The 25,810-nt window shown below is 73.4% G+C and carries 30 protein-coding genes, 1 tRNA gene and 1 pseudogene; 19 read left to right on the top strand and 13 right to left on the bottom strand.

The genetic code is table 11. From position 1 onward, the window contains the following. The first annotated feature begins 41 nt into the window (after window positions 1–41). The 10 genes from F563_RS21360 (at window position 42) to F563_RS23720 (ending at window position 6,382) form a co-directional block, all read left to right on the top strand. The gene (locus tag F563_RS21360) at window positions 42–269 is read left to right on the top strand and encodes a helix-turn-helix transcriptional regulator (protein ID WP_019013169.1); all 228 of its coding nucleotides are present in this window, start codon (window positions 42–44) and stop codon (window positions 267–269) included. A 114-nt stretch (window positions 270–383) separates the two neighbouring features. Beyond that, on the top strand, window positions 384–1,781 hold the full coding sequence (locus F563_RS0103050; RefSeq protein WP_019013170.1) for a phage/plasmid primase, P4 family: 1,398 nt from the start codon (window positions 384–386) through the stop codon (window positions 1,779–1,781). 241 nt (window positions 1,782–2,022) lie between these two features. Continuing rightward, window positions 2,023–2,682, top strand: coding sequence for a hypothetical protein (locus F563_RS0103055; RefSeq protein ID WP_211211336.1), 660 nt, complete (start codon window positions 2,023–2,025; stop codon window positions 2,680–2,682). 1 nt (window position 2,683) lies between these two features. Next, a complete protein-coding gene (locus tag F563_RS23715; RefSeq protein WP_019013172.1) occupies window positions 2,684–3,823 on the top strand; it encodes a hypothetical protein in 1,140 nt (379 codons plus the stop codon). A 44-nt stretch (window positions 3,824–3,867) separates the two neighbouring features. Continuing rightward, on the top strand, window positions 3,868–4,101 hold the full coding sequence (locus tag F563_RS0103065; RefSeq protein WP_019013173.1) for a hypothetical protein: 234 nt from the start codon (window positions 3,868–3,870) through the stop codon (window positions 4,099–4,101). A gap of 12 nt (window positions 4,102–4,113) precedes the next feature. Next, window positions 4,114–4,758 (top strand): hypothetical protein, encoded by a 645-nt coding sequence (locus F563_RS0103070; RefSeq protein ID WP_019013174.1) that lies wholly within the window; start codon window positions 4,114–4,116, stop codon window positions 4,756–4,758. Then, window positions 4,758–4,970 carry a hypothetical protein gene (locus tag F563_RS0103075; RefSeq protein WP_019013175.1) on the top strand — a complete coding sequence of 71 codons (213 nt, stop codon included), beginning with the start codon at window positions 4,758–4,760 and terminating at the stop codon, window positions 4,968–4,970. The genes F563_RS0103070 and F563_RS0103075 overlap by 1 nt, the downstream gene beginning before the upstream one ends. Next, complete coding sequence (locus F563_RS0103080) at window positions 4,970–5,197, top strand: hypothetical protein (RefSeq protein WP_019013176.1); 228 nt, start codon at window positions 4,970–4,972, stop codon at window positions 5,195–5,197. The genes F563_RS0103075 and F563_RS0103080 overlap by 1 nt, the downstream gene beginning before the upstream one ends. After that, window positions 5,194–5,754 (top strand): hypothetical protein, encoded by a 561-nt coding sequence (locus F563_RS0103085; RefSeq protein ID WP_019013177.1) that lies wholly within the window; start codon window positions 5,194–5,196, stop codon window positions 5,752–5,754. Before F563_RS0103080 ends, F563_RS0103085 begins: the two co-directional genes overlap by 4 nt. Window positions 5,755–5,971: 217 nt before the next feature. Next, complete coding sequence (locus tag F563_RS23720) at window positions 5,972–6,382, top strand: hypothetical protein (protein WP_156825043.1); 411 nt, start codon at window positions 5,972–5,974, stop codon at window positions 6,380–6,382. Here the strand turns inward: F563_RS23720 and F563_RS0103095 are convergent. The 3 genes from F563_RS0103095 to mnmA all read right to left on the bottom strand — a co-directional run bounded on the left by F563_RS0103095 (window position 6,367) and on the right by mnmA (window position 8,156). After that, a complete protein-coding gene (locus F563_RS0103095) occupies window positions 6,367–6,564 on the bottom strand; it encodes a hypothetical protein (protein WP_019013179.1) in 198 nt (65 codons plus the stop codon). The two genes, F563_RS23720 and F563_RS0103095, sit on opposite strands and share 16 nt — an antisense overlap. 362 nt (window positions 6,565–6,926) lie before the next feature. Next, window positions 6,927–7,003: transfer RNA gene (locus F563_RS0103100), tRNA-Met, on the bottom strand. A 46-nt stretch (window positions 7,004–7,049) separates the two neighbouring features. Next, window positions 7,050–8,156: a tRNA 2-thiouridine(34) synthase MnmA gene (mnmA, locus tag F563_RS0103105; RefSeq protein WP_035574578.1), complete on the bottom strand. Its 1,107-nt coding sequence runs from the start codon at window positions 8,154–8,156 to the stop codon at window positions 7,050–7,052. Between the two features lie 128 nt (window positions 8,157–8,284). Between mnmA and F563_RS0103110 the strand changes: the two genes are divergently transcribed. From F563_RS0103110 to F563_RS21375, 4 genes are all read left to right on the top strand, one after another. Continuing rightward, window positions 8,285–9,511 carry an SLC13 family permease gene (locus tag F563_RS0103110; protein WP_019013181.1) on the top strand — a complete coding sequence of 409 codons (1,227 nt, stop codon included), beginning with the start codon at window positions 8,285–8,287 and terminating at the stop codon, window positions 9,509–9,511. A 100-nt stretch (window positions 9,512–9,611) separates the two neighbouring features. Continuing rightward, window positions 9,612–10,259: a CDP-alcohol phosphatidyltransferase family protein gene (locus tag F563_RS0103115; protein WP_019013182.1), complete on the top strand. Its 648-nt coding sequence runs from the start codon at window positions 9,612–9,614 to the stop codon at window positions 10,257–10,259. Further along, entirely contained in the window at window positions 10,256–11,239 is a 984-nt protein-coding gene (locus F563_RS0103120) for a phosphatidate cytidylyltransferase (RefSeq protein ID WP_019013183.1), read from the top strand. The genes F563_RS0103115 and F563_RS0103120 overlap by 4 nt, the downstream gene beginning before the upstream one ends. Continuing rightward, complete coding sequence (locus F563_RS21375; protein ID WP_019013184.1) at window positions 11,239–11,997, top strand: lysophospholipid acyltransferase family protein; 759 nt, start codon at window positions 11,239–11,241, stop codon at window positions 11,995–11,997. The genes F563_RS0103120 and F563_RS21375 overlap by 1 nt, the downstream gene beginning before the upstream one ends. Window positions 11,998–12,028: 31 nt before the next feature. On the opposite strand, the gene F563_RS0103130 is transcribed toward F563_RS21375, so the two are convergent. The 5 genes and pseudogenes from F563_RS0103130 to F563_RS0103145 all read right to left on the bottom strand — a co-directional run bounded on the left by F563_RS0103130 (window position 12,029) and on the right by F563_RS0103145 (window position 15,861). Beyond that, window positions 12,029–12,883: an ion transporter gene (locus tag F563_RS0103130; RefSeq protein WP_019013185.1), complete on the bottom strand. Its 855-nt coding sequence runs from the start codon at window positions 12,881–12,883 to the stop codon at window positions 12,029–12,031. Window positions 12,884–12,947: 64 nt separating this feature from the next. After that, complete coding sequence (locus tag F563_RS0103135) at window positions 12,948–13,454, bottom strand: 23S rRNA (pseudouridine(1915)-N(3))-methyltransferase RlmH (RefSeq protein WP_019013186.1); 507 nt, start codon at window positions 13,452–13,454, stop codon at window positions 12,948–12,950. Beyond that, window positions 13,412–13,744, bottom strand: coding sequence for a ribosome silencing factor (gene rsfS, locus F563_RS25910; RefSeq protein WP_408870181.1), 333 nt, complete (start codon window positions 13,742–13,744; stop codon window positions 13,412–13,414). Before rsfS ends, F563_RS0103135 begins: the two co-directional genes overlap by 43 nt. An 84-nt stretch (window positions 13,745–13,828) precedes the next feature. After that, window positions 13,829–14,428 (bottom strand): annotated as a pseudogene (locus F563_RS25915) (nicotinate-nucleotide adenylyltransferase); the annotation flags it as partial. 149 nt (window positions 14,429–14,577) lie between these two features. Further along, a complete protein-coding gene (locus tag F563_RS0103145) occupies window positions 14,578–15,861 on the bottom strand; it encodes a glutamate-5-semialdehyde dehydrogenase (protein WP_026299284.1) in 1,284 nt (427 codons plus the stop codon). A 214-nt stretch (window positions 15,862–16,075) separates the two neighbouring features. On the opposite strand from F563_RS0103145, the gene F563_RS0103150 reads away from it, so the two are divergent. The 3 genes from F563_RS0103150 to F563_RS0103160 all read left to right on the top strand — a co-directional run bounded on the left by F563_RS0103150 (window position 16,076) and on the right by F563_RS0103160 (window position 19,382). Then, window positions 16,076–17,281: an amino acid ABC transporter permease gene (locus F563_RS0103150; protein WP_019013189.1), complete on the top strand. Its 1,206-nt coding sequence runs from the start codon at window positions 16,076–16,078 to the stop codon at window positions 17,279–17,281. A gap of 107 nt (window positions 17,282–17,388) precedes the next feature. Beyond that, window positions 17,389–18,552, top strand: a complete 1,164-nt coding sequence (locus F563_RS0103155) for an amino acid ABC transporter permease (RefSeq protein ID WP_019013190.1) — start codon at window positions 17,389–17,391, stop codon at window positions 18,550–18,552. A 29-nt stretch (window positions 18,553–18,581) separates the two neighbouring features. Beyond that, entirely contained in the window at window positions 18,582–19,382 is an 801-nt protein-coding gene (locus tag F563_RS0103160; RefSeq protein ID WP_019013191.1) for an amino acid ABC transporter ATP-binding protein, read from the top strand. Between the two features lie 7 nt (window positions 19,383–19,389). On the opposite strand, the gene F563_RS0103165 is transcribed toward F563_RS0103160, so the two are convergent. Beyond that, the gene (locus tag F563_RS0103165; protein WP_019013192.1) at window positions 19,390–19,662 is read right to left on the bottom strand and encodes a PepSY domain-containing protein; all 273 of its coding nucleotides are present in this window, start codon (window positions 19,660–19,662) and stop codon (window positions 19,390–19,392) included. Between the two features lie 177 nt (window positions 19,663–19,839). On the opposite strand from F563_RS0103165, the gene F563_RS0103170 reads away from it, so the two are divergent. Together F563_RS0103170 and F563_RS0103175 are read left to right on the top strand one after the other, a co-directional pair. Beyond that, a complete protein-coding gene (locus tag F563_RS0103170; RefSeq protein ID WP_162140560.1) occupies window positions 19,840–20,421 on the top strand; it encodes a sigma-70 family RNA polymerase sigma factor in 582 nt (193 codons plus the stop codon). Continuing rightward, on the top strand, window positions 20,408–21,085 hold the full coding sequence (locus tag F563_RS0103175) for an NrsF family protein (protein WP_026299287.1): 678 nt from the start codon (window positions 20,408–20,410) through the stop codon (window positions 21,083–21,085). The genes F563_RS0103170 and F563_RS0103175 overlap by 14 nt, the downstream gene beginning before the upstream one ends. Before the next feature lie 132 nt (window positions 21,086–21,217). Here F563_RS0103175 and F563_RS23725 read toward each other — a convergent pair whose 3' ends face one another. The 4 genes from F563_RS23725 to F563_RS0103195 form a co-directional block, all read right to left on the bottom strand. After that, window positions 21,218–22,135, bottom strand: coding sequence for a hypothetical protein (locus tag F563_RS23725; RefSeq protein ID WP_019013195.1), 918 nt, complete (start codon window positions 22,133–22,135; stop codon window positions 21,218–21,220). A gap of 66 nt (window positions 22,136–22,201) precedes the next feature. After that, the gene (locus tag F563_RS0103185) at window positions 22,202–22,474 is read right to left on the bottom strand and encodes an acylphosphatase (protein ID WP_019013196.1); all 273 of its coding nucleotides are present in this window, start codon (window positions 22,472–22,474) and stop codon (window positions 22,202–22,204) included. Beyond that, window positions 22,471–23,190, bottom strand: coding sequence for an ATP12 family chaperone protein (locus tag F563_RS0103190; RefSeq protein WP_019013197.1), 720 nt, complete (start codon window positions 23,188–23,190; stop codon window positions 22,471–22,473). Before F563_RS0103190 ends, F563_RS0103185 begins: the two co-directional genes overlap by 4 nt. Further along, entirely contained in the window at window positions 23,187–25,781 is a 2,595-nt protein-coding gene (locus F563_RS0103195) for an AsmA family protein (RefSeq protein WP_019013198.1), read from the bottom strand. Before F563_RS0103195 ends, F563_RS0103190 begins: the two co-directional genes overlap by 4 nt. Between the last annotated feature and the right edge of the window lie 29 nt (window positions 25,782–25,810).

Consider the following 25,810-nt stretch of genomic DNA (forward strand, 5'->3'; position numbering starts at 1 on the left):
GCCATTAGTAGAGCGTCACCCCATCATTGGAGGTGACACTCATGAACGACCGCTTCCTCACCGCCCGCGACGTCGCGGACCTTCTCGCCCTGAACGTCGCCAGCGTGTGGCGTTTGGTGCAGGCCGGCAACTTTCCCCTTCCAATCTACGTTGCGCCGCGCGCCGCGCGCTGGCGACTTTCGGAGATCGAGGCGGTTCTCGAGTCCAGGCGGATGCGGCCGGCCGAGGCCGCCGCGCGCCGCCGCGCGGCCCGCGTCGCCGCCGAATAGAACCGCCCGGCGCTGGTGCGACCGGGCGGGACCGATGTTCGGCGGTGGGAGATCGCCGAATTATAGCCGCCCCGACCGAATTTGCCAAGCGCCGGGCTCGCCGAGGAGCGAGCCATGGAACGAACCGACTCCGAACCGATCGTCGCGCGGCCCGAGCCGCCGGCGCGCGAGGGCGGCGCGCGGCCGAAGCCGAACGGGCACACCCGTCTGTCCGCGATCGACACCCCGACCGAAGACGCCGCCGCGCTCGCCTTCACGGCCGAGTATCGCGGCAAGCTTCTGTTTGATCACGACGCCGGGCGATGGCTGGAATGGTCAGGCTCGCACTGGCAGCCGTGCCGCACCCCGCGCGCCTTCCACTACGCGCGCGAGCTGGCGCGGAGCCTCGCGACCGACCCCAAGGCCAAGACCCCCGGCCGTGCCGCCTTCGCCGCGGCCGTCGAGCGCTTCGCACAAGCCGATCCGGCGCACGCGCGACACTCGGGCGACTTCGACCGCGATCCTTGGCTTCTCGCCACGCCGGGCGGAACGATCGACCTCCGCACCGGCGCCACGCGGCCCGCCGATCCCTCCGACATGATCACGCAATGCACGGCCGTCGCGCCGGCGCCCGCCGCCGACTGCCCGTGCTGGATGCGGTTCCTGCACGACGCCACGCAAGGCGACGCCGAGCTGATCGGCTACCTGCAACGCTTTGCCGGCTACTGCCTCACGGGCTCGGTCGCCGAGCACATCCTGATGTTCATCTACGGCACCGGGCAGAACGGCAAAACCGTCTTCTACACGATCCTGCAACACGTCCTCGGCGACCACGCGACGATCGCCGCGCCCGAGACCTTCGCCGCCTCGCACCACGACCGCCATCCCTGCGACCTCGCGATGCTGCGCGGCGCGCGACTGGTGGTCGCCTCCGAAACCGATGAAGGCCGACCTTGGGCCGAGGCGCGGGTCAAGGCGCTGACGGGTGGCGATCCGATTACCGCGCGGTTCATGCGGCGGGACTTCTTCACGTTCAGTCCGACCTTCAAGCTTCTGATCGTCGGCAACCACAAGCCGGTGCTGAGGAACGTGGATGAGGCGATGCGCCGCCGCATTCACATCGTGCCGTTCCTACACCGGCCGCCGCAGCCTGATCCCTACCTCGGCGACGCGCTGAAGGCGGAGGCGCCGGGCATCCTGCGATGGGCGATCGACGGTTGCCTTGCCTGGCAGCGCGTCGGGCTGGCACCGCCCGCCGTGGTGCGGGCCGCGACCGACGAATACCTCCAGGACCAAGATGCCTTCGCCGCCTGGGCCGCCGAGCGGATCGACTTCGCGCCATCGCTAAGCGAACGGCCCGGGGCGCTTCTCGCCGACTTCAACGCCTGGGCCGCCCGGAGCGGCGAGCCGCCACGAAGCCGCCACGCCCTAAAAGCCTGGATGGATCGGCAGCCGGGCATCTTCCGCAGGACGCTGCGCGGGGCCGATTACGTCTGCGGCTGCGCTCTGCGCCCGCGGGAGTTTGAGCCGTGAGTCGTCCCAGGGTGCCCAGGGTGCCCAATGGTGGGCATCTTCCCTGTTCAGGCATTCACGCGCGCGCGCGCGCGTTGTCGATAACAGGGGTGATCCACACCATCGCCACCCCACGAAATCGTGAGCATGGGGCGCTCGGAACGTCACTGCGGGACCGCAACGGCCCCGCCAGCGCCTATCCCGTTGATCCGACTCGCTTCCTCCCGAGCTGCTCGGGCATACCATGGTGTGGGGGGTGCCGATGATGGCCCCCGCCCCCCTGCCCGCCGCGCCCGACCCGGCCGACGCGCTCGCGCGCGAGGCGCTGGCGGCGCCCGCCGGCCCCGCCGCCGGCTGGCGGCCCGAGCATGGCGACGCGCTCGCCGAGGGGCTATTGGCCGGCCATTACGACGCGCCCCGCCTCCGCCGCCTCGCCGCCTTCGCGGCCGAGCCGGATCGGCACGTGACGGGCTGGCGCCTCGCGTGCCTGATCCGCGCGTTCGGCGCCGACGTGACGCTCGGCGCCGACGGGCTGATCCGGCCTCGCGGCTTCGGCCGCCTGGTGCCCTTCCTCCGCGCCGAGGCCCGCCGCGAACGCGACGCGCTCGCCGCGTGGCTTCGGCTCGAAGGCGACGCGCCGCCGGCGCTGCGCCACCACGCGCGCCCGCCCTTCGGTGCGGCCGAGGCGCTGCGCGAGGGCCGCGACTTCTGCATCGCATGCGGCCCGCCGCCGCCGGGGGCCGTGGCGGTGTGGTGGGCCGCGCCGGGCTCGCGCGACTGGCGCTGCGACATGTGCCGCGAGCCGCCGGACGATGACGACCGCGTAACGTTCTGCCATGGGGCCGATGGCGGCCCCGCCGTCGCCCCCGCCGGCTGCGCGCCCGGCGCCGGGGTCATCCCGACCGCGCGCATGGAGACCTGACATGACCGTGATCCCCTCCCCCTACATGGCGGGGCCGCGCCTCGCCGACGCCCGGCCCCGCGCCGCCGCGGCGCCCGCCGCCTCGGCCGAGCCGCTGCACCCCGTGTGGGAAAAGGCGATCGCCGCCGCCGAGCCCCCCGCCGCGCGCGACCGCGTCGCGGACGCGCCCGACCAGCCGCCGGCCTTCTCGTTCCGAACGCCGGACGATCTTCTGCGCCGCCTGCCCGCGCCGGCCGCTGCCTTGCTGCGGAGGCTCGACGACGCCGCGACGGAGGCGCGCGATCGCACGGTCGCCCTCGGGCGACACATCGATGCAGCGCACGACCGCCTCGCGGTCCGCCGCGCCGATCTTCACGGCGCGATCCGCGCCGCGAGGCAGCATCGTCTTGAGACGGTCGATGACGCGCGCCGCGTGCTGGCGACCCCGCCGACCTCGCGCGAGTGGGGGGAAGCCGAGCGCCGCCACGCCGAGGTGATCGTCGCCGCCGCCGATCGTGCCGCCGAGGTTGAGGCCGAGATCGCGCGCCTCCGCGCCCGCCTCGCCGAGCACAACCTCGCCGCCGCGCCGATCGCCGCGTTGCGCCAGCGCCTCGCCGAGGCCGCCGGCCGGCTTCGGCCGCCGATCCGCGCGCTCGACCTGCCCGCGATCGACGCGAAGAAGCCCGACCGCGCGCTCGCCGACGCGCGGGCCGCAATCGCAACGATCCGCGCCGGGATCGAGGCGATCGAGACTGCGCTTCCACCCCCGGCCGACGCCGAGGCGCTCGCGGCCGAGGCGGTGCGGCGCTACGGCGCCGAGGCCGGGCTGAGCGCCGCCGCCAAATGGACCGGCCGCGATATCGTCATCGCCGAGGCGGTGCCCGGGCTCGCGAGCGACGATCGCCGCCCGCTGCGCCCGCTCGCGCTCCTCTGCGCCGTGATGCCGGACCTGGTCGCCGACGTGATCGTGCGCGCGATCGGCACCGACGCCGACGCGCCGCCGGTCGCCGATCGACCGCGGCTGATCGCCGACCTCCGCCAGCGCCTGCGCGAGGCCGAGCTTCGCGAGCGCGCCGCGATCGCCGCGCTCGGCGACCCGCTGGAAGTGTTCCGGCCCGACGCCGACCCGGCGATCACGCTCATGGTGGAGGCGGGGCGATGATCACACGATGTCTCATCACGCTCTCCGAAGGTTGCTGGTGGCGAATGACCGCCAGCCCGACCACGCTCGACATCGCGTCGCGCCTCCAAGGCATCGCGATCGTCGCCGACGTGGACGAAACGGCCCGCACCGCGCGGCTGGTCCTGACCATCCGGGGCGATGGCCCGGCGCGCCTCGCCCAATGGTGCCGGCTGCACCGCTTCCGCTCACTCACGCCGGTGCCCGAGGCCGCGCCCGCGCCCGCCGCGATCGCGGCGCGACCGTCAATCACCACCTGACAGGAGGACCCCATGACGACGATCACCGCATGGACTCTCAATGAGGCGCCCGACGGCTCGCCGCTCGCGAACGCCAGCCCGAGCGATATCGACATGGAACGATGCGATGCCGTGTTGCGGCTCAACGCCAGCGCCCGACGCTACTCGGTGGAAGCCGTCCGCGCCGACATCGCGACCGCGCACCGCCTCGCGATCGCCGCGCTGGCGAATGTCCACGATGACGCTGCGACGTGGCGACACGTCGCGCCCGGCGACCTGGTGCCCCCGCCCGCCGCGCCGGTGCCGGAACGGATCGATACCGATGCGATCCGGCCGGGCGATCCGCGCTGGACGGCCGAGGCCGAGGCGATGCTCGCGCTTGCGGGCTTCGTCCCCGATGCGCCCGAGCCCGACCGGCGCGCCGCGCGCGAGCGGCTCATCGCCAGCGCGCTCGCCGAGGGATGGACAATCCGCCGCCTCGGCCATGCGATCCTGACCGAACGCGCCGAGGCCGCCGAGCGGATCGGACTGATCAGCACGGCGCACACGATCAGCGATGCCGACCTTGCGGCCGGCTATGCGCTCGGGGGCGAGCCCGACCCGGCCGAGGTATGGCGCCGCGTCGCCCGCCCGCCCGGGCCGGGCGAGGTCAGCAACGCCACGAGAGAGGGGTTCTGATGACCCGCGAGTTGAGGATGCTCCTGGTCGGCGCCGCGATCGAAGCGGGCTCGTCCGACCCGGCCACGGTCGCCGCGTTCCTGATGGAGCGGCGCGCCGCCGCGCTGAAGGCCGCGCTCACAACGCTCGCCGCTCGCGTCTTCGGACGGGCGAGCGCGTCGCCGCCGGGCGAAGCACCGGCCGAGCCGGCGACGGCCGGAGACCTCTTCTGATGGCCCGCCCGATCCTCGAAGCCGCCCGAGCCGCGCAGCGCCTCGGCGCCGCCCGCCGGGCGATCGAGGCGCTGGCCGCCCGCGATCCGCGCCTCCGATCAGCGCTTCACACCGTCTTGGGCGAACTCGGCGATGCGGATCACCGAGCCGCCGCCGCCCGCCGCGCCGTCGCGCTGATCGCCGAGGCCGCCGAGCGGGGGGCCGACACACCGGAGGGATCACGATGAACGCGACCTACCACCGCCTCGCCGCCCTGCGCGACCAGCCGAACGCCACCCGCCACGATCGCCGTGCCGGCGGGCTCGAAACCGAGCATGGCGAGGCGATCGGCCGCGACCCGCGCTCCATGACCGCCGCCGACCTGCAGGCCCTCGGCCATGCGCCCGCCGCGCTGACCGAGGTCATCCGCGCCAAGTGTCTCGATTGTTGCTGCGGCTCGCCATACGAGGTGCGCCGCTGCATCTCGATCGACTGCCCGTTGTGGCCCTTCCGCATGGGGACGAACCCGTGGCGGCGGCCGATGCCGGACGATCGGCGGCACGCGCTGGCCGAAAGGCTCCGAAACAGGCTCGCCTCGCGCCCGACCCCCACTAATCGCGGGGGATCGATCGTGTCCGAAGGGGCGCCCGCTACCCCCCTACCTGAGACGCCCGCGCCTGCGCCGATCGCCTGTAGCGCAGGGGAGAAACTCGAAGGCCCGCCTGGCTGCGTTGCCTTCGCCGACGCGACAGAACAGTCCGAGTCACGCCCAAGTCACGCGGCAGTCAAGCGAAGCAACGGCTGACACATGACCAGTCTTATGACACTCAATGCGCCGTATCGGCGCAGTCAACGCGCAGTAGAGCGCGGTTCCTTCCTGGAGATTGACTTATGCGGGGGGCTACGGCGCGCCATCTCGCCAGCGTCAGGCGGAAAATCATGCCTTTTGCCAAGGGGTTGCGCGCGGAAGGTCGCGCGGAACCTGAGGTTGTGGGGGACCAGCATACGGAGGTGTGCCTGCGATGCCTAGGAAGATGACCACCGCCGAGGGGCGGGCGATGGCCCGCGCACGCTGGTCGCGCGTGAGGGCCGCCGAGGGCGAGCCGGAGGCGGAGGCGCGCCGGCGCCTGACCCGCGCCAAGGCCGACCGGGCCGAGCTTGAAGTCAGGGTGAGGCGCTTCGAGCTTGTCGAGCGCGCGAAGGTCGAGCGCGCCGTGTTCGACTTCGCGCGGCGCATGCGCGACGCCTGGACGTTGTGGCCGGCGCGCGTCGCGGCGCCGCTCGCGGCGCGGCTCGGGGCCGACCCGCACGCCGTGGAAGCCGCGCTCGCCGCGGAGGTGCGGAAGCACCTTGAGGAACTCTCGCGCGACCCCGTGCCAAGGCTCGGGGCCGAGCCGGCGGGCGAGGCGCAGCGCGACTACGCCAGCGCCTGACCTGGCGCGCGGATCACCGCCGCGAGGGCCGCGCGAGCCGCCGCCTCGGCGCGCGCCGCGAGGATGCCATCGGTTGCCGGATCGGCAGCCCGCGGCGCGGCCGCGACCGCCGCCGCCACGACCTGGTCCACGTCGCGCGCCAGCACATCACCGGCGATGTTGACATGAATGGGAGTGGTCATCTGCGCCTCTCGGTTGTGGTGGTGGTTGAAGACGCTACCGCCGCGCTCGGCCGCCGGCAAGGCGCCCGCGCGCGCGGCGCGCGGTGCCTACGCCAGCCGCTGACGGGGCTCGCGGATCACCGCCGCGAGCCGGTCGCGTTCCTCCGGGGCAGCACGGGCCGCCAGCACGGCCGCGACGATCGCCCGGGGCGGGGAACCCGAGCGGCGCCGGCCGGCCCGAGGCGCACGCCGATGCGCGGATCGGCGACGCGCCTGGCTGCCGCCCCGCCGGGGTGGTTGCGGCCGGCACGCGCGGGGCGGGGGCGAGGGGCGGGGCACTGGTTCCATTTCTGGCCCCCACTTGGCCCCCGGACCTGCCGATGTGGTAGCGGCGGGCGGACTTGAACCGCCGACCCCGGCATTATGAGTGCCGTGCTCTAACCAGCTGAGCTACGCCGCCAAGGCTTCCCTCGGCGCGCAGCCGCCACACCGGCCCTGCGCGCCCATCAGGCGGCGGGAGATACGTCCCGCACCGCCGCACTGTCAACCGAAGCGCCTGCGATGATCCCGCCGCCCAGCACCCGGTCGCCGTCATAGAACACCGCCGCCTGGCCGGGCGCGGCCGTCGCCGGCGCCGCGAGCGCGATCCGCGCCGAGGCACCGTCCCACGCCACCGTGGCCGGCTGGGGCGCCTCGCGGCCGCGCAGCTTCACCGAACACGCGAGCGGTGCCGAGGGCGGGTCGATCAGCCACGTCACCTCGCGCGCCACCGCCTCGCGCCGTCCGAGCGCCGCGCGCGGCCCCACCACCACGCGGCGGCGAGCCGCGTCGATCGCGACCACGTGCATCCGCTCGTCTCCGCGCCGCGACGCCGTGCCGAGCCCGCGCGCCTGCCCCACCGTGTAGCGGGCAATGCCGTCATGCCGGCCCAGCACCGCGCCGTCGGTGCCCACCACCTCGCCCGGCTCGGCGGCCTCGGGGCGGAGCCGCGCCACCACATCGGCATAGCGGCCCGAGGGGACGAAGCAGATGTCCTGGCTGTCCGGCTTCTCGGCCACGGGCAGGCCGAGGCGCGCGGCCTCGGCGCGCACCTCCGCCTTGGGCAAGCGGCCCAGCGGGAAGCGCAGGAACCCGAGATCGGCGCGGCTCAGCGCGAACAGGAAGTAGGACTGGTCGCGCGCCGGATCGACCGCGCGGTAGAGCGCCGGACCGTCCGGTGCCGCCTCGATCCGCGCATAGTGCCCGGTCGCCAGCGCCGCGGCGCCGAGGTCGCGCGCGAGCCCGAGCAGGTCCGTGAACTTCAGGTGCTGGTTGCAGCGCAGGCACGGGATCGGGGTCTCGCCGCGCGCGTAGGTGTCGGCGAAATCCTCGATGACGGCGCGGCGGAACCGCGCCTCCATGTCCAGCACGTAGTGCGCGATCCCCAGCCGGTCGGCCACCCGGCGCGCATCGTGGATGTCCTGCCCCGCGCAGCATGCGCCCTTCCGACCCACGGCCACCCCGTGGTCGTAAAGCTGCATGGTGACGCCGATCACCTCGTGCCCGGCCTCGGCCATCAGGCCGGCGGCCACCGAGGAGTCGACCCCGCCGGACATGGCGACGACGATCCGCATCCACCCCAGGTGCGCCGCGGGGGCCGGCACGTCAAGCATCCCCCTTGGCGCTGCGCCGCGTGTAGGGTCTCTATCCCGCCCGACCCAAGGGACCGCGATGACCGCCCCGCCCGCCTAAGCCGTTCCCCGTGCTGTCCGCCATTCCCCTGGTGGTGCTGTTCGCCACCGCCTTCCTGCTCTCGCGCGCCTACGTCGCGACGGACGCCGGCGAGCGCCTGCTCGGGGCGGTCGAGCGGCTGACCGGTCGGCGCTGCCGCGGCCTGCTGCTCGGCCATCTCGGGCTGTCGGCCGCCCTGTCGGCGATCCTGCCCAATGCGATCACCGCACTCGCGCTGACGCCGATGATCCCGCTGCTGGTGGACCGCTTCACCTACCCCGATGACAGGACGCGTCGGCGCGTCACCACCGGCTTCGCCGCCGCCACCATGTGGGGGGCGAACATCGGCGGCATGGGCAGCATCGTCGGCAGCCCGGCGAATGCACTGCTGCTCGTCTATGTCCATGCCAGCGAGATCGCGGGCGCGGAGCGGCTGAACTTCCTGACCTGGGCCCTGTTCGGCATCCCGACCGTGGCGCTGCTCTGCACCGTGACCTTCCTGCTGCTGCGCCTCGCGCTGCGCGCCGATCTCGCGGCCGCGGTGCGGATCGAGGGCAGGCCTGCGCCGCTGCCCGTGCATCGCAGCCAGGCGCAGCGGCGGGTGTTCCTGCTGACGGCCGCCTTCCTCGGCTACTGGACCGCCAGCACCGCGCTCGCGATGGGGCTGAAGCCGCACGACGCCTATCCGGCGGCGGCCAGCCTCGCCTTCGGCGCCTGGTTCTGCCACGCGCTGATGATCCGCCGCGAGAACGGCGAGCCGCTCCTGCCGCTGCGCTCCGCCGCGGGGCGGCTGCCCTGGCGCGGCTTCGCCTTCATCGCGCTCGCGGTCACGGTCTCGCTCGGCGCGACGCGCGTGCTCGGGCTCGATCGTGCGGTCGGTCACATCGTCGATCTCGCCGAGGGCTACGGCCTCGCCGCCTGGGAGATTATGCTGCTGCTGATCGTCGCGGTCGGGCTGCTCACCGAGATCATGAGCAATACGGTCGTCGCGCTCGTGTTCTTCCCGGTGGTGCACGGCGCGGCCGCCGCGCTGGAGCTGGAGCCGGTCGCCGCGCTGGTGGCGGTGAGCCTGATGTCCACCGTGCCGTTCATGTCGCCGACCGGCGCGCCCTCGAACGCGGTGGTGGTCGGCGAGACGCGTGGGATCGACTACCTGCTGGTGGTGCGGCTCGGCTTCGGCCTCGAGCTGCTCACCGCCTTCGCCCTGACGATGGCGTCCCTGCACGTGTATCCGCGCGTGCTCGGCATGGCGGGCTGACGCACGTGATCTGACGCACCGCCGGGCGGGCAGGTCGCGTCCTATCGCGCCCGCGGCGTTCGGCCCTAACCTCCGTCTCCGGAAGGATGCGCCGAGACCGATGACCGCCGAGCCCCATCGCCGCCCGATCGCGGCGCGCAACCTCGCCGTGACCGGCGCGATCGCCGCTTGGCTGATCCGCCGCCGTACCTCGCCCGACGCGATCTCCGCGGCCGGCATGCTCGCGGCGATCGTGGCGGGCCTCGCCTTCGCCGCAACAGCGCGGGTCGAGGCCGGCGCGGGCGCGCTCTGGGTGATGGGTGCCGTGCTGGTGCAGCTCCGCCTGCTCGCGAACCTGTTCGATGGCATGGTCGCGGTCGGGCGCGGCATCGCCTCTCCGCTCGGCGAGCTGTGGAACGAGGTGCCGGACCGGGTGTCCGACACCGCCGTGCTGGTCGGGCTCGGTGTCGCCGGCGGGAGCTGGTCGCTCGGGCTCGCCGCCGCGCTGGCCGCGATGGCGACCGCCTATGTGCGCGCGGTCGGCAAGGCGGCCGGCGGCCCGAGCGACTTCCGCGGGCCGATGGCGAAACAGCAGCGCATGGCGATCGCGACGCTGGTCGCCCTCTGGTGCGGCCTCGCGCCCGAGGCCTGGCAGGTGAGCTGGCACGGTTTCACGCTTCCCGCACTCGCGCTCGTGGCGATCACCGCACTCTCTGTGCTCACGGCCGGGCGGCGGCTCGCCGGCATCGCGCGGGCGCTCGCGCGATGAGCGCCTGGGCCGCCACGGCCTTCGCCCATCCGGTGACGGTCTGGATCGTTTCGGCCACCGCTGGGGTGGTCGTGGCCGCCGCGCTCGTGATCGGAGCGCTGTCGGCGACCGGGCGCGCTTCGCCGGCGCTGCGTCGGGAACTCTGGCTCCGGCTCGGCTCGTGGTGCGTTCTGCTGCCACTGATGATCGGCCCCGTGCTGGCCGGCCGGGTCTGGACCATCGGCGCAGTCACGGCCCTCTCGCTCGCCTGCTACCGCGAATATGCGCGCGCGACCGGATTGTTCCGAGAGCATCTGCTGTCGTTCTGCGTCGTCATCGGCATCCTGGCCGTCAACTTCGCCGCCCTCGACCATTGGTACGGGTTCTTCATGGCGCTCTGGCCGCTGACCATCGGCGTGCTGGTGGTCGCCTCGATCCCGCTCGACCGGCCCGCCGGCTACATCCAGCGCGTCGCCCTCGCGGTGTTCGGCTACGCGCTGTTCGGCGCGGGGCTCGCGCATCTCGGCTACATGGCGAACGACACGGGCTACCGGCCGATCGTGCTGCTGCTGCTGACCGCGGTGGGACTGAACGACGTCGCCGCCTTCACCGTCGGCAAGCTGATCGGCGGGCCGAAACTGCTGCCCGCGACCAGCCCGAACAAGACCATCTCGGGCGCGCTCGGCGCCGCCGCGGTGACCACCGCGCTGGTCGCCGGCCTCGGCTGGTTCATCTTCCAGGGCACGCCGATCGCGACCCCGGTCTGGCTTGTGGCGCTCGGGCTGATCGTCGCGATCGGCGGCCAGGCGGGCGACCTGACGCTCTCCTCGATCAAGCGCGATCTCGGCATCAAGGACATGGGCGTGGTGCTGCCCGGCCATGGCGGCATCCTCGACCGGTTCAACTCGCTGCTGCTGGTCGCTCCCTCGGTGTTCCACTTCATCGGCTACTTCATCGGCTTCGGACTCGACCGGCCGACGCGCGTCATCACGGGGCTCTGATGGAATGGAAGCTCCGCCCGGCGCGCGATCTCGGCCTGCCGGCGGGCGCGCGGCTGCGCAGCCTGAACCGCGAGCCCGGGCTGGTTGGCGTCGTGGTGAACGCGCTGTGGCGGCGTCTGGTGCGGGTCTGTCTCCGAGTCTTCCATCGGCTGAGCGTCACCGGCGCGGAGCACCTGCCGACGGCACCGCCCTTCGTGCTGATCGCGAACCATGCGAGCCACCTGGACGCGCTGACGCTCGCCTCCGTTCTGCGCGGGCGATCGGCACGCAGCGCGCGGGCGCTCGCGGCGGGCGAGACCTTCTTCGGCTCGGCGGGAGCGGCGATGGTCGCGGCCTACGCGATCAATGCGTTCCCGGTCTGGCGCGGACGGACGCGCCAGGGCGATCTCGCCACGCTGCGCGCGCGCCTGGCCGAGGACGGGCTCGTCTACATCCTGTTCCCGGAGGGCACGCGCACGCGCGACGGCACCATGGCGCGGTTCCAGCCGGGCATCGGCGCGCTGGTCGCGGGCACGGACGTCCCTGTGGTGCCGTGTTTCCTCGACGGCGCCTTCGCCGCCTGGCCGCCGCATCGGCGCTGGCCGCGGCCGGGGCGGCTCAGGCTCGCGATCGGCCCGGCGCTGCGGTTCGACGGCGTGGCGAACGACCGTGCCGGCTGGGCGGGCGTGGCGTCATGCTGCGAGTCGGCGGTGCGGGCGCTCGGCGACGATCCGCGGAGGAGGGGGTGGGGGGACGACCGTCGTCCCCCCACGGCTTGACGGACCTGCGCCGGGGGCCCGGCGCCCTGCCCTACCGGGACCCGACCGACGCGCGCAGCGCGGCCAGCTCCTCGCGCAGCGCGCGCAGCTCGCGCATCACCTCGGCCGGCTCCAGCATCGGCGGCGCCTCCAGCGCGGCCAGCGCGGCCGCCTCCTCGTCGCGCTGCTTCCTGAGCGTCTGGATGCTCTCGATGATCACCCCGATGAACAGGTTCAGCATCACGAAGGTCGCGATCAGGATGAACGGGACGAAGAACAGCCAGGCCTGCGGCGAATCCTCCATCACCGGCCGCACGATCCCCATCGACCAGCTCTCCAGCGTCATGATCTGGAACAGCGAGTACATGCTCTCGCCGATCGTGCCGAAGAACTGCGGATGCGTGTCGGCGAACAGCTTGGTCGCGATCACGGCCGCGACGTAGTAGAGGATCACCATCAGCATCGCGATCGCGCCGATCCCCGGCACCGCGTGCAGCATCGCCTCCACGACGATGCGCAGCCGCGGCATCATGCTGATCAGGCGCAGCACGCGCAGCACGCGCAGCGCCCGCAGCACGGCGAGCGGGCCGGTCGCCGGCAGCCAGGCGATGCCCACGACCAGGAAGTCGAAGACGCTCCACGGATCGCGGAAGAACCGGCCGCGGAACGCATAGATCCGCGCGGCGATCTCGATCGTGAAGATCCAGAGCATGATGCGATCGAGCGCGGTCAGCAGGTCGCCGAACGCGGCCATGGCGCGCGCCGAGGTCTCGAGCCCGAGGACGGCGGCATTGGCGATGATCACCGCCATGATCGCGCCCTGAACCCATGGGCGCAGGATGAAGCGCGCGGTCGCGGCGCGCAGCCCCTCCTCGCGCTGATCCTGCGCGGTCAGAACTTCCTGCATCGTCTTCCCTCTGCGTCTGGTCCGGCGGGAGATGGGGGATGGGCGCGGCGAAAGGAAGGCCCGTTCAAGGCCGCCCCGCCCAGTGGTAGGGGTGACCGCGCAGCAGGCTGTCGGCGCGGAAGAGCTGTTCGGCGAGCATCGCGCGCACCAGCAGGTGCGGCCAGGTGGCGCGGCCGAAGGCGAGCACGTGCTGCGCCCGCGCGAGCACCGCGGCATCCAGCCCCTCGGCGCCGCCGATCGCGAAGGCGACGGTCTTGCCGGCGTCGCGCCAGCGCGTGAGCCGCCGCGCGAAGGCTTCGGTCGTCTCCTCCACGCCGCCGAGGTCGAGCGCGACCAGCACCGCCCCCTCGGGCACCGCGGCGAGGATCGCCGACGCCTCGCGCCGCTTGGCCTCGGCCGGAGTGCCGTGCGCCTCGGCGATCTCGACCAGTCGCGGCGGCGGTCGCAGCCGCGCGGCGTAGCGGTCGAACAGCGCCTGCTCCTCGCTGCCGCGCCCGCGCCCGACCGCGATGATCGCGCTCGCCGGGATCAGCCGAAGCGCGCCTCGTCGCCGGGCAGCGTCACGCCCCACATCTTTTCGAGCGCGTACTGGGCGCGCGCCTCGGGGCGGAACAGGTGCACCACCACGTCGCCGGCATCGATCAGCACCCAGTCCGAGGCGCCGAGCCCCTCGGTGCGGATGTTGCGCCGACCGTCGCGCTCGAGCTTCTCGATCAGGTGCTCGGCCATCGCGGTGAGCTGGCGCCCGGCGAGGCCCGAGGCGACCACCATCCGGTCGGCGAAGGCCGCCTTGCCGGCGAGATCGATCACCACGACCTCCTCGGCCTTGTCGTCCTCCAGGCTGGTGACGATCAGCCGCACCAGCCGATCGGTCGTCCCCTCGGCAGGACGGATGGACGCGCGTTTCCGCGGCCGCCTGCCCGCGAGTGCCTCGCCGGCGGCGCGGGCCGCGCGGATCTCGGTCGCACTCGCCGGGTGCTCGCGGCCCGGCAGCAGCAGCCAGGCGGGAGGCGCCATCCGCGCCAGCGCGCCGGCGCGCGCCGCCGGCACCCGCCAGCGCGCCATGGCCCGGCTTGCGGTTCCGTGCAGCGCCTTGCGGGTCCAGCCCGGGCGGGGGAACACGACGATCGGCACCATGCGGAAGATGCGGCGCCAGCCCTGCCAGCGCGGGATCTGCACCTGGTTGTCGGCCCCCATCAGCCAGACCAGGCGGGCATGACGGAAGCGTCGGGTCAGCAGCCGCAGCGTCGCCACCGTGTAGCGCGTGCCGAGCCGCGCCTCGAGCTCGGTCGCGACGATGCGCGCATTGCCTTCGGCCACCGCCTCCGCGGAGGCGAGGCGGTCGCCGAATCGGGCCATGCCGTCGTCTGACTTGAGCGGGTTGCCGGGACTGACCAGCAGCCAGACCTCGCGCAGCCCGAGCCGCTTGAGCGCGGTCTCGGCGATGTGCCGATGTCCCTCATGGGCGGGGTTGAAGCTGCCGCCGAGCACGCCGATGCGGCCGCGCCGCCCGTCGCCCCAGCGCGAGATCGCCCGGTGCCGCACGCGCGTCAACGTGGCTCGGCGCGGGCCGGCATCAGGCGGAGACGCAAGGCGGAGCGGCGCATCGGCGCGGGCTTCCCTCGTGAGGACAGGTGCCCGACCCTAGCGCGCCCGGCACGGCGCCGCCAACGATCCGGCGAAGGGCGCGGCCGTCACCCGCGCACCTGGCCCGAGCCGAGCACGTGGTAGCGGAAGGTGGTGAGCTGCTCGGGCCCCACCGGCCCGCGCGCATGGATCCGGCCCGTGGCGATGCCGATCTCGGCGCCGAAGCCGAACTCGCCGCCATCGGCGAACTGGGTCGAGGCGTTGACGATGCCGATCGCGCTGTCGATGCCGGCGAGGAACGCCTCGGCGGCCGCCCTGTCCTCGGTGACGATCGCGTCCGTATGCTCGGAGCCATGGCGCAGGATATGCGCGACCGCCCCCTCCACCCCGTCCACCACCGCGACATTCAGCACCGCGTCGAGCCATTCCGTGTCGAAATCGGCCTCGGTCGCGGCCGGCAGATCGGGGCGGATCGCGCGCGCGCGCGCATCGGCGCGGAAGGCACAGCCGCGCGCGGCAAGGTCGTCGAGGATCGGCGGCAGATGCGTCGCCGCGCAGGCCGCATCGACCAGCAGCGTCTCGGTGGCGCCGCACACGCCCGTGCGACGGAGCTTGGCGTCCAGCACGATCGCGCGCGCCTTGGCCAGATCGGCGGCGGCATGGACGAAGGTGTGGCAGCGCCCTTCCGCGTGCGCGAGCACCGGCACGCGCGCCTCCGCCTGCACGCGCTCGACCAGCGACTTGCCGCCGCGCGGCACGATCACGTCGATCAGGCCCGAGCCGGCCAGCATCGCCGCGACGAAGGCGCGGTCCGCGGTCGGCGCGACCTGCACCGCGGCCTCGGGCAGACCGGCCTCCCGAAGCCCCTCGGCGAAGGCGGCGTGGATCGCGCGCGCCGAGGCCAGGCTCTCCGACCCGCCGCGCAGGATCACCGCGTTGCCCGACTTCAGCGCGATCGCGCCGGCATCGGCTGCGACGTTGGGCCGGCTCTCGAAGATCATGCCGATCACGCCCAGCGGGGTCGCGACCCGGCGGATACGGAGGCCGTTGGGCCGCGTCCACTCGGCGAGCACGCGGCCCACCGGGTCGGGCAGCCTCGCCACCTCCTCCACCCCGCGCGCCATCGCCTCGACGCGCGCCGGCGTCAGCACGAGCCGGTCGAGGAACGCGGCCGGGCGGCCGGCCGCCCGGGTCGCGGCCACGTCCCGCTCGTTGGCGGCCAGGATCGCCGCTTCGTGCCGCCGGATCGCCCCGGCGGCGGCTTCGAGCCCCCGCGCCTTGGCGGCCGCGCTGGTCCGCGCGAGCGCGTGGGCGGCCGACCGCGCCGCGCGCGCCATGTCGGCGAACAGGCGTTCCGCCTCCGCGACCACACGAGGTGTCACGACGTTCATCGCTCCAGCCTAGCCGAAGCCCGTCGGGGCGGGAACCGCCGGTGCCGGGTGATGAGAACCGTTGATCCCGACGCGACTCTGCCCCACCCTAGGCACCGCCGCGGCCGAGAGGCGGCCAGCGTGCATCCCCGGCCGGTGCCGCGGGACAAGGGGAGTGGGAGATGAGCGTGGCGATCGTCGGGTTCCCCGGCACGGAGCGCACGGCACAGGGCTGATGCCGCAGGACGCGATCGCCGATCCCCGCTACGCCCGCGCGGCACCCCGGCGCGGCGTGCGTCTTTCCTGGCGCGACCCGACGGTGCGCAGCATCGTCTGGCAGATCGTCATCATCGGCCTCGTCGGTTTCGTGGTCTGGTGGCTGGTGTCCAACACCATGCGCAACCTCGAAGTGCGCCGGATCGCCACCGGTTTCGGCTTCCTCAACCGCGAAGCCGGGCTGCCGATCGCCGAGGCGATGATCCCCTACACCCCGGCCGACACCTACGCGCGCGCGCTGCTGGTCGGGATCCTGAACACGCTGCGTGTTGCGGTGATCGGCATCGTGCTGTCGACCATCCTGGGCACGGTGATCGGCATCGCGCGGCTGTCGCAGAACTGGCTGCTGGCGAAGCTCGCCGCGATCTATGTCGAGCTGCTGCGCGACCTGCCGCTGCTGCTGCAACTGCTGTTCTGGTACGCGCTGATGCAGGGCCTGCCGGGACCGCGCCAGGCGGTCAATCCGTTCGGCTCGGTGTTCCTGTCGAACCGCGGCATCAAGTTTCCCTGGATCGCCTGGGAGCCCGCGCACACGGCCGCCCTGGTCGCCCTCGTCGCCGGGACCGCCGCGCTCGTGCTGCTCGCGCGCCGCTTCACCGCGCGACAGATGGCGACCGGCGTGCGGCCGAAGCTCTGGCCCTGGGCACTGGCGCTCCTGCTCGGCCTGCCGGCCGCCGTTTGGGCGGCGATGGGCGCGCCCTTCGCGATCGATGCGCCGGTGCTGCGCGGCTTCAACTTCCAGGGCGGCGCGACCATCACGCCGGAGTTCGCCGCCCTGCTGCTCGGCCTCGTCCTCTACACGGCCGCGTTCATCGCCGAGATCGTGCGCGCCGGCATCCTCGCCGTGCACACCGGCCAGTGGGAAGCCGCCGGCGCCTTGGGGCTCTCGCGCGGCGAGCAGCTGCGGCTGATCATCCTGCCGCAGGCGCTGCGCGTCATCATCCCGCCGATGACCAGCCAGTATCTGAACATCACCAAGAACTCGTCGCTGGCGGTCGCGATCGGCTATCAGGACATCGTCTCGATCGCGAACACGACGCTGAACCAGACGGGGCAGGCGATCGAGGGCATCGCCATCATCATGGCGGTCTATCTGACGATCAGCCTGTCGATCAGCCTGTTCATGAACTGGTACAATGCGCGCATCGCGCTGAAGGAGCGGTGAGCGATGCGATCCTGCGTCCCGCTCGCTGCCGCGTTGTCGGCTTTCATTGGCTTCGCTGGCCATGGGCCAGCGCCGCGCGCGCATCGCGCTGAAGGAGCGGTGAGTCGATGACACCGCCGCCCGCCCAGTCCGCGACCCTCGGCGCGAACGGCATGCCCGTGCCTTCCGAGGAGCCGCGCCGCCCGCCGGTGCTGTCGGTCGGCCTGCTCGGCTGGCTGCGCGCCAACCTCTTCTCGTCCTGGCTGAACACCGCGGTGACGCTGGTGCTCGCCTATTTCGTCATCTCGTGGGCGCTCGGGCTGATCTCCTGGGGCGTGATCAACGCGGTCTGGGACGTGCCGGGCACCGGCGCGCAGGTCGATACCTCGGCCTGCCGCGCGATCCGGGGCGAGGGCGCCTGCTGGGCGCTGATCGGCGAGAAGTACCGCTTCATCCTGTTCGGGCTCTATCCGTTCGACGAGCAGTGGCGGCCCGCCCTGGTGGTGGTGATCTTCGTCGCCCTCTACGTGGTCTCGGCGATGCGGCGGTTCTGGAACCGCTGGCTCGGCCTGGTCTGGATCGCGGCGCTGACCGTGATCGGCGTGCTGATGTGGGGGGGCGTGTTCGGGCTCCGCTTCGTCGAGCAGGAGCGCTGGGGCGGGCTGCCCATCACGCTGATCCTCTCGACCTTCGGCATCGCCTTCGCCTTCCCGCTCTCGATCCTGGTGGCGCTGGGGCGGCGGCAGACCTCGATGCCGGCGGTGAAGGCGCTCTGCGTCGTCTATATCGAGCTGATCCGCGGCGTGCCGCTGATCAGCCTGCTGTTCATGGCGTCGGTGATGTTCCCCCTGTTCCTGCCCGAGGGGATGAACATCGACAAGCTGCTCCGCGCGCAGGTCGCGATCATCCTGTTCGCCGCCGCCTATCTCGCCGAGGTGGTGCGCGGCGGGCTCCAGGCCCTGCCGCGCGGCCAGTACGAGGCGGCGGATGCGCTCGGCCTCTCCTACTGGCAGAAGACCGGCTTCATCGTGCTGCCGCAGGCGCTGCGCCTGGTGATCCCGCCGCTGGTCAACACCTTCATCGGCATGTTCAAGGACACCTCGCTGGTGCTGATCATCGGCATCTTCGACCTGCTCAACACCGCCAAGACCTCGATCATCGAGCCCGCGTGGCAGGGCTTCGGCATCGAGGCCTATCTGTTCGTCTCGGCGATCTACTTCGTGTTCTGCTTCGCGATGTCGAAGTACAGCCAGGATCTCGAGGCCGAGTTCAACCGCCACCGCCGGCGCTGAGGCGGAGGGAACGAGTCGGGAGAGGCAGGATGCAGCAGGGAACGGCACGAGCGGGCGAGGCGCCGACGGTGCGCAGCGGCGTCGCCGCCGGTGCAAAGCCGATGATCGAGCTGATCAACGTCAACAAGTGGTTCGGCGCCCTGCACGTGCTGCGCGACGTGAACCTGAGCGTGTCCGAGCGCGAGCGCGTCGTCGTCTGCGGCCCTTCGGGCTCGGGCAAGTCGACGATGATCCGCTGCATCAACCGGCTCGAGCAGCATCAGGAAGGCCAGATCATCGTCGACGGCATCGAGCTCACCGACGATCTGAAGAACATCGACGCCATCCGCCGCGAGGTCGGCATGGTGTTCCAGTCCTTCAACCTGTTCCCGCACCTGACCATTCTCGAGAACTGCACGCTCGCGCCGATCTGGGTGCGCAAGATGCCGAAGAAGGAGGCCGAGGAGCTCGCGATGGAGTTCCTCACCCGCGTGCGCATCCCCGAGCAGGCCCAGAAGTATCCGGGCCAGCTCTCGGGCGGTCAGCAGCAGCGCGTGGCGATCGCGCGCGCGCTCTGCATGCGCCCGAAGATCATGCTGTTCGACGAGCCGACCTCGGCCCTCGACCCCGAGATGATCAAGGAGGTGCTCGACGTGATGGTCGAGCTCGCGCAGTCGGGCATGACCATGGTGGTGGTGACGCACGAGATGGGCTTCGCGCGCACGGTGGCCGACCGGGTGGTGTTCATGGACCGCGGCGAGGTGGTGGAGGTCGGCGCGCCGACCGAGTTCTTCGGCAACCCGAAGAGCGAGCGGCTGAAGACGTTCCTCAGCCAGATCCTCGGGCACTGACGGCGCGTCAGTCGCGCTCCACCCTCAGCACCCGCCCCGTCCGCGGGTCGATCTTCACCTCGATCTCGCGGCCGCGCTCGTCCCGGCCCTCGACGTCCCAGCGCCCGTCGTCGCACTCGAGCTCCTCGATCACCGCCACACCGGCGCCGCGCGCGATCTCGATCGCCCGCTCCGCCCGAACCTCGGAGCGGTCGCACCGTTCGTCGGCGAGCGCGGCGGGGGCGAACAGCAGCAGCGCCCCGGCGAGCAGAAGCGGGCGGGGTGTCGTCGGACAGTGCATTCAGCTGACTCCCTGGCTGGTGATTGAGGCCTGAACGCTGGCCGCCGGGAAAGGTTCCCGGCAATACGGCCCCGACATGCACGCGACGGTCAGCGCCGGCAACCCCGTCCATGGGTCGACGCCGGCGCGGGAGCAGGCGTAGCGTGCGTTCGGGACATGATCCCGGCGGGGGTCCCGATGACCGGTCAGGCGACTGCACCTGGCGACCGCGACCGCACCTGGTCGGCGCTGATGGCCGCCGCCCAGGACGGCGATCGGCGCGCCTATGACCGGCTGTTGCGCCAGATCGTCCCCTTCCTCCGCGGCGTGGCGCGGCGGCGGCTGCGCGGCGAGGCGGATGTCGAGGACGCGGTGCAGGACGCCCTGCTGACCATCCACCAGATCCGCCAGACCTACGATCCGTCGCGCCCCATTCGTCCCTGGCTCGCCGCGATCGCCGAGCGGCGGGCGCTCGACCGGGTCCGTGCCGTCGCGCGCCGGGCCGGCCGGGAGGAGGAACTGACCGATCTCCATCACGAAACCTTGCGGGGCCCGGCGGCGAACGAAGGAGAGAGCCGGCTTCGGGCCCGCGATGTCCGGGCCGCGGTGGCGGACCTGCCGCCGGGGCAGCGCCAGGCGATCGAGTTGCTGAAACTCGAGGAGCTCAGCCTCGCCGAGGCCTCCTCTCGCACCGGGCAGTCGGTCACGGCCCTGAAGGTGGCCACCCATCGGGCGATCCAGGCGCTGCGCCGGCGCATCGTGGGCGATGAGAGGGGCTGACGGCGTGCGGACGGAGGAGCTGGTCGGTTCGCTGGTTGACGACCTGACGCCCGTCCGGCGGCTGCGCAGGCCGCTGGTGCGGGCGGTCGGATGGCTGGCATTCGCCGTGGCCGCGATCGGCGCCGTTGTCGCCCTCAGCGGATTCCGGCCCGATCTGACCGCCCGGCTCGCCGAGCCCTGGGAGGTGGCGCAGCTCGTCGCCGCGGCAGGGACCGGCGCGCTCGCGGCGATCGCGGCATTCCATCTCGCGCTGCCCGACCGGTCCGGCGCCTGGGCGCTGCTGCCGCTGCCCGGGTTCGCGCTCTGGCTGGCGAGCCTCGGCTGGGGCTGCGTGGCGGACTTCGTCCGGCTCGGCCCGGACGGGCTTGCCCTCGGCACGTCCTGGGCCTGCCTCGGCTTCATCCTGGGGCTCAGCCTCCCGCTGGGTGGGGCGATGCTGTTCGCGCTGCGCCACGCGGGACCGATCCGCCCGGTGCCGACGGCGGCCACCGGCGTGCTGTCCGTCGCCATGCTCGCCTCGGTCGGGCTGTCGCTGGTCCATCACCTGGACGCGGCGATCATGGTCCTGGTCTGGCATGCCGGCGCGGTGCTGGTCGCGGTGGCGGTCAGTGCCGGGCTGTCGCGCCCGACCTTCCGCCTCGCCGAGCGTCTCGCCCCCGTCTGATACCGGGCTGCCAAAGGTTTGACCTTCGGCAGCCCGGGATCGCGCGCAGGGCTGGTGTGGCGGCTGCGCGCCAAAGAAACCTCATACCCGGCGCACGAAGGTTTCACCTTCGTGCGCCGGGTATGAGCCGGCTCAGAAGCGGTAACAGGACTGGAGTGCGGAGCGGATCGAGGCGGTCGAGCCGCGCAGCGAGATCGCGCCCTGCGACACGCCGTTGATCGCCACCGTGGCCTGGCTGTCGCGGCCCGCCAGCAGCTGCGGCAGGCGCGAGCGGCTGAGATCGGCGTACCAGACATTCTGCCCGCCACCCGGCTGCTGGCCGATCGGATGGTCGATCCGGCCGAGCGTGGGAAACAGGAAGGTGACGGTCCCACGGCTCACGGTCGGCCGGCCGCGCAGCGCCAGCGCCACCACCGGCGCACCGTTGAAGCAGAGCAGCGAGAGCGAGTGGATCACCCCCGGCCCCGCGACCGTCGCGACCGGCGGGCGACCCGCCACCGGCCGGAGCGACCAGTCGCTCGGCGAGGGCGGCGCGGGCGGGCGGGCCGCCGCCTGGGGCGCCGGCTGGGCCGGCTGCGGCTGCGGCCGCGCGGGGCCGCCGAGCCGGGCCAGTTCGCGGCCGTTCCAGGCATAGCGGACAGTGCAGCCGTCGGCGCCGACCCGGCCGCCGCCGCACATCGCGCCGTGCAGCGCGAGTTCGAGCGCGGGCGGCGCCCCCTCGACCAAGCTCCAGCCCTGCACATGGCCGAGCGCCGTCCCGCGGTGCGCCGCGCCCGCCGACAGGAACACCACCACCGGGCAGCCGGCCGAGCCGCAGAAGAACGACCAGGCATTCGCGCATTCGAGGTGCTGGTAGTCGAGGATGTAGTCCGGGACCCCATCCGCGTTCAGGTCGGCGATGGTCTGGAAGTCGGGCTGGAGCGACGGCGTGCCGCCGGCATTGCGGCAGTCCTGCATCGCCTCGCGCTTGAACGCGCTCACCTCCGCCGGCTCGGCCAAGGCGGGCAGGGCCGCGATGGCGAGCAGACCCGCCAGCATGACGACGCGCATGATCAGGCCCTCCCGGATGGTGGCGCGACTGTCCCGCGATCCCGCCCCCGTCGCAAGCCGGCGCCGTTATCCGCGCTGGACGAACCCCGGTGCCGGTCGGTCGTCCGGCGCATCGACGACGTCCACCCCGGCCACACGCGCGATCAGGGGCCCGCGCCGCAGCGCCTCGATGAACTCGGCGAGCGCGGCCTCCTCGCCGGCCGCCAGGGCCTCCACCCGGCCATCGGGCAGGTTGCGCACCCAGCCGTCGATGCCGAGCCGATCCGCCTGGCGCTGCGCGAAGGCGCGGAACCCCACCCCCTGCACGCGCCCGGAGACGAGGATACGCACGGTCCTCACGCGACCCGCTCGGGTTCGGCGAGCGCGAGGATGCGCGCGGCGAGGCGCACCTCCTCGGCGAGTGCGGCGCGCCGGGCGGCGGCCTCCGCATCCTCGCCCCAGTGCTCGATCTGGAACGCCTCGTCGAGGGTCGCGAGCGCGTGCGCCTCGTCCGGCCCGATCCGCCGCTCGGCCAGCGCCAGCCCCAGCACCAGCGAGCCGAGCGCGGGCACGGCGACGCCGAGAGCGGCGAGCGAGACCGGGTCGCGGCGGGCAAGGGCCGCGCGCAGGGCCGCGCAGGCCTGGGGCGGCTGCGGCACGTGCACGACGCCGGTGGTGACGACGAGCGGCGCGTCGAGCGCGAGCGCGGCCCAGTCGAGCAAGGGCTGCCAGCGCTCGGCCTGGCGCGCGGCGAGTTCCGGCGGATGCTCGGCGCGGTAGCAGAGCAGGTCGGTCTCGCCGTAGGCGGCCAGCGCATCAACCGTGGCCTCCGGCGCGGGCGCGATGCGGTCGATCGCGGCGGCGATCACGCGCGTCAGCTTCAGCGCGGCGAGCGTCACCTCGGCGCCCTTCGCGCCCCCGGCCTCCTGCCACTCCTCGGCGATCGCCGCGGCGAGGGTGCGGCTCGGCACGACCAGGGCCGCGCCCGAGGGCAGGCGCATCGGCCGGCCGTCCAGCGCCACCCCCCAGCCGCCCTCGCGCGGAGCCGGCTCGGCGCGGTCCCAGAACCGCTTCATCGCCCGAGCCGCGGCAGGATCTGCTGCAACGGGCTCGCGGGGCGCTGCTGTTGCGGTTGCTGCTGCGGCGGCTGGGCCGGCGCCTGCTGCGGCTGCTCCTGCTGCGCCGGGGCGGTCTCGGCGGCGGGCGTCGCGCCCTGCCGCCCGCCGCGCGCGATCGCGAGCTGGGCCGGGCAGTCGTCGGTGGCGGCCCCGCCGCGCGCCGCGCCGACCACCCCGCCGACGATCGCGCCGAGCGGGCCGGCAACCGCGCCCGCCTGCGCCCCGGCCGCCGCGCCGGCCCCCATCTGGCCGAGCGCGCCCACGGCACCCGCCGCGTCGGGCCGGATCGAGGGGTTGAGGAAGGTGCCGCGCACGTTCACCGGCACGGCGATCCCGCCGCCCGCGATCTTCAGCGTCGGCAGCATGCGCAGCGCCAGAGTCTCGGGGCCGAGATTCATGGTGCCCGAGCCGGCCACCTTGGCGAGGTTGCTGTCGAACAGGAACGCGCGCGCGGTCGCGACACCGGCCGCGGAGTCGAACCGGATGGCGAGGCAGCGCACATTCGACACGCCGTCGCGCGGCGCGCCCGGCACGAGCGCGCGCCAGAGCTCGCCGGCGATCAGGTCGATCAGCCGGTTGTCGATGTCGAGATTGGCGCCGGCGAGGCCGAGATGGCCATCGAGCGTCGAGGCGATCCGGTGCGGTGTGGAGCCGGTGCCGCGCAGATCGGCATCGAGCTCGACCCGCCCGCCGACCCGGTAGCCGCCGCCATAGGTCGCGAGCAGTTGCCGCAGTTCCATCGACGGCGCGGAGAGCTGGATGTGCACCGGCGGCTCGGGCCGCGAGGCATCCAGCGTCAGGCGCAGCGTCACCGCCCCGCCCGGCACGGTCGCGTTCAGCGGATCGAGCCGCAGGTTGCCGCGGTCGAGCGCCAGCGTGCCGGCGATCTCGCGGTACTCCGCCCCGCCGAGGCGCAGCGTGGCGAGCTGGAGCCGCACCGAGGCATCCGCCTCGCGCAGCGCATCGAGCGGCAGCGGATCGTCCGGAATCAGCCGTTGCCGGGCCTGCGCCGGGCGGGCGGCGGGGGCGGTCGAGGCTGCCGGCGCCGCGGCCGGTGCCGGCTCGCCGCCGAGGGCGGCCATCAGCGCGTCGGCATCCACGAGCTGGCCTTGCAGCCGCGCCTCGACGCGCATCCGCGGCGCGGGCGTGACCGTCACCGTGCCGCCGAGATCCGACCCGGCGGCCTTCAGCGCCATGTCGGCGAGCGTGACCTGCCCGCGGTCGCCCGGTCCCCGCACGCGGCCGGAGACGGCGATCTCCTTCAGCGGCGGCAGCGCCGTGCCGGCGAGCCGCGACAGCGCGGCGAGATCGGGCACCCGCACATCCAGCGCGACATCCGCGGTCGGCGCCGGCGAGGCCGGGTTCACCACCTGCCCCTTGATCGCGGCCTGCGCGCCGGCCGCGGCGAGCGTCACGTCGATCGGCCAGGAGGCGCGCGCGGCGGCGCCCGGCATCAGTGCGGCGAGCGGGCCGAGCGTGCCCTCGACGCGGGCGGGTGTCTGGTTCACCAGCGCCTCGCCGGCGAGCCGGATCGGCGCGTCGACATCGGGCGCGGCGATCTCGATGCGCCGCACGGTCACGCCGGGCACCAGGGCGGAGAGGTCGCTCTCGGCGAGCGCGAGGCGGATCGCGCGCAGCTCCGGGATCGGTGCGCCGGAATCGCGCGCCGCGACCGAGACCTCTATGCCGCGCAGCGGGGGCACCGGCGGCGCGCCGGGAACCAGGGCGGCAAGCCGGGCGAGGTCGGGCACGGTCGCCTCGACCGTCATGTCATAGCCCTTTCCGGCCGTCGGCTCGGTGATCGTTCCCTTGAGCCCGACCCGGGCGCCCGCGAGCGCAACCGTCAGGTCCACCGGGAACGGGGTCCGCGCCGCCGGGTCGAGCAGCCGGGCGAGCGGCCCGGCCGTGCCGGCCACCGTGAACGCCGTGCCGTCGAGCGCGGCCTCGAGATCGAGCCGCATCGGCTGCCCGGCCGGGACCGCCGCCTCCAGGCGCGGGATCGCGAGCGTGATCGTCTCGCCGGTGCGGCCGTCGCGGAACGCCACCGTGCCGCGCTCGATGCGCAGTTCGCCGACCGCGACCTGCGGCGGTGCGCGGCGCTCGGCCGGCGGCTGGCCGGACGCGGGGGGCGGCTCCGGCGGCGCGCCCGGCGCGGGCCGCAGGTCCCAGTTGGCCCGGCCCTGGGCGTCGGTTTCGAGCAGGATGTCGGGTTCGACCAGCACGATCCGATCGACCGCGATCTCGCCGCGGATCAACGGCAGCACCGACAGCGCCACTTCCATCGAGGCGAGCTTCGCCATCTCCGGCCGGCTGCCCCAGGAGGCGTTGGCGAAGGCGACGCGCTCCACCTGGAGCGTCGGCCGGAGCGAGGGTCGCAGCCGGATCGGTCCGGCCAGCACAAGATCGCGCCCCGTCGCCTGCTTCGCCGCCTCCTGGATGCGCGGCTTGTAGGATTCGGGATCGAAGGTGGCGAGGAAGATCGCCACTGCCGCCACCGCCAGCAGCAGCACCACGCCGAGCCCGATCAGCGTGTAGCGCAGGATGCGCATGGAACTTCCTCCTTCCTGTCCGGGCCCGA

The sequence above is a fragment of the Elioraea tepidiphila DSM 17972 genome (assembly GCF_000378465.1).
Classification (GTDB): Bacteria; Pseudomonadota; Alphaproteobacteria; order Acetobacterales; family Acetobacteraceae; genus Elioraea; species Elioraea tepidiphila.

What these genes read in the sequence shown, in the direction of transcription:
- F563_RS21360 (WP_019013169.1), top strand. Translation starts at nt 42, where the DNA reads ATGAACGACCGCTTCCTCACCGCCCGCGACGTCGCGGACCTTCTCGCC.
- F563_RS0103050 (WP_019013170.1), top strand. Translation starts at nt 384, where the DNA reads ATGGAACGAACCGACTCCGAACCGATCGTCGCGCGGCCCGAGCCGCCG.
- F563_RS0103055 (WP_211211336.1), top strand. Translation starts at nt 2,023, where the DNA reads ATGATGGCCCCCGCCCCCCTGCCCGCCGCGCCCGACCCGGCCGACGCG.
- F563_RS23715 (WP_019013172.1), top strand. Translation starts at nt 2,684, where the DNA reads ATGACCGTGATCCCCTCCCCCTACATGGCGGGGCCGCGCCTCGCCGAC.
- F563_RS0103065 (WP_019013173.1), top strand. Translation starts at nt 3,868, where the DNA reads ATGACCGCCAGCCCGACCACGCTCGACATCGCGTCGCGCCTCCAAGGC.
- F563_RS0103070 (WP_019013174.1), top strand. Translation starts at nt 4,114, where the DNA reads ATGACGACGATCACCGCATGGACTCTCAATGAGGCGCCCGACGGCTCG.
- F563_RS0103075 (WP_019013175.1), top strand. Translation starts at nt 4,758, where the DNA reads ATGACCCGCGAGTTGAGGATGCTCCTGGTCGGCGCCGCGATCGAAGCG.
- F563_RS0103080 (WP_019013176.1), top strand. Translation starts at nt 4,970, where the DNA reads ATGGCCCGCCCGATCCTCGAAGCCGCCCGAGCCGCGCAGCGCCTCGGC.
- F563_RS0103085 (WP_019013177.1), top strand. Translation starts at nt 5,194, where the DNA reads ATGAACGCGACCTACCACCGCCTCGCCGCCCTGCGCGACCAGCCGAAC.
- F563_RS23720 (WP_156825043.1), top strand. Translation starts at nt 5,972, where the DNA reads ATGCCTAGGAAGATGACCACCGCCGAGGGGCGGGCGATGGCCCGCGCA.
- F563_RS0103095 (WP_019013179.1), bottom strand. Translation starts at nt 6,564, where the DNA reads ATGACCACTCCCATTCATGTCAACATCGCCGGTGATGTGCTGGCGCGC.
- mnmA (WP_035574578.1), bottom strand. Translation starts at nt 8,156, where the DNA reads ATGCGGATCGTCGTCGCCATGTCCGGCGGGGTCGACTCCTCGGTGGCC.
- F563_RS0103115 (WP_019013182.1), top strand. Translation starts at nt 9,612, where the DNA reads ATGACCGCCGAGCCCCATCGCCGCCCGATCGCGGCGCGCAACCTCGCC.
- F563_RS0103120 (WP_019013183.1), top strand. Translation starts at nt 10,256, where the DNA reads ATGAGCGCCTGGGCCGCCACGGCCTTCGCCCATCCGGTGACGGTCTGG.
- F563_RS21375 (WP_019013184.1), top strand. Translation starts at nt 11,239, where the DNA reads ATGGAATGGAAGCTCCGCCCGGCGCGCGATCTCGGCCTGCCGGCGGGC.
- F563_RS0103130 (WP_019013185.1), bottom strand. Translation starts at nt 12,883, where the DNA reads ATGCAGGAAGTTCTGACCGCGCAGGATCAGCGCGAGGAGGGGCTGCGC.
- F563_RS0103145 (WP_026299284.1), bottom strand. Translation starts at nt 15,861, where the DNA reads ATGAACGTCGTGACACCTCGTGTGGTCGCGGAGGCGGAACGCCTGTTC.
- F563_RS0103150 (WP_019013189.1), top strand. Translation starts at nt 16,076, where the DNA reads ATGCCGCAGGACGCGATCGCCGATCCCCGCTACGCCCGCGCGGCACCC.
- F563_RS0103155 (WP_019013190.1), top strand. Translation starts at nt 17,389, where the DNA reads ATGACACCGCCGCCCGCCCAGTCCGCGACCCTCGGCGCGAACGGCATG.
- F563_RS0103160 (WP_019013191.1), top strand. Translation starts at nt 18,582, where the DNA reads ATGCAGCAGGGAACGGCACGAGCGGGCGAGGCGCCGACGGTGCGCAGC.
- F563_RS0103165 (WP_019013192.1), bottom strand. Translation starts at nt 19,662, where the DNA reads ATGCACTGTCCGACGACACCCCGCCCGCTTCTGCTCGCCGGGGCGCTG.
- F563_RS0103170 (WP_162140560.1), top strand. Translation starts at nt 19,840, where the DNA reads ATGACCGGTCAGGCGACTGCACCTGGCGACCGCGACCGCACCTGGTCG.
- F563_RS0103175 (WP_026299287.1), top strand. Translation starts at nt 20,408, where the DNA reads ATGAGAGGGGCTGACGGCGTGCGGACGGAGGAGCTGGTCGGTTCGCTG.
- F563_RS23725 (WP_019013195.1), bottom strand. Translation starts at nt 22,135, where the DNA reads ATGCGCGTCGTCATGCTGGCGGGTCTGCTCGCCATCGCGGCCCTGCCC.
- F563_RS0103190 (WP_019013197.1), bottom strand. Translation starts at nt 23,190, where the DNA reads ATGAAGCGGTTCTGGGACCGCGCCGAGCCGGCTCCGCGCGAGGGCGGC.
- F563_RS0103195 (WP_019013198.1), bottom strand. Translation starts at nt 25,781, where the DNA reads ATGCGCATCCTGCGCTACACGCTGATCGGGCTCGGCGTGGTGCTGCTG.